This window comes from Ruminococcus sp. CAG:379 (assembly GCF_000434255.1).
GTDB classification, from domain to species: domain Bacteria; phylum Bacillota; class Clostridia; order Oscillospirales; family Ruminococcaceae; genus Ruminococcus_F; species Ruminococcus_F champanellensis.
The window spans coordinates 33,074-33,418 of the sequence record NZ_FR894911.1; the positions used below are offsets into that span (position 1 = coordinate 33,074).

Annotated in this window: 1 pseudogene; it reads left to right on the forward strand. The window is 55.1% G+C overall.

Annotation, left to right across the window (positions count from 1 at the left end):
- Positions 1-345: pseudogene (locus QVO51_RS07980) on the forward strand (WYL domain-containing protein); the annotation flags it as partial.

A 345-nucleotide genomic window follows, 5' to 3' on the forward strand; every position in this document is an offset into this window, starting at 1 on the left:
GACCATTGTGAATCTTGCCCGCATCATCCAGTGTGAGTTGCTGCACAAAAGCATACGCCGGAAGCCTGGTTGCCAGTCCTGTGCAGACCGGACGGTGGTGCTGGAGGTGCAGGACGGCAGAAATGCGCTGGAACGGGTGATGCTGCATTTTTCCCACTTTGAAAAGGAAGCGGAGCACATAGAGGGCAGACAGTATCGGATCCGGATCCGGTACCAGAAGGAGGATGAAACCGAACTGGTGATCCGGGTACTGTCCTTTGGACCTTTTGTCAGGGTCACGGAGCCGGACAGCTTTGCAGAACTGATCCGGGAACGACTCCGAAAGCAGATGGCGTGCAGATTATA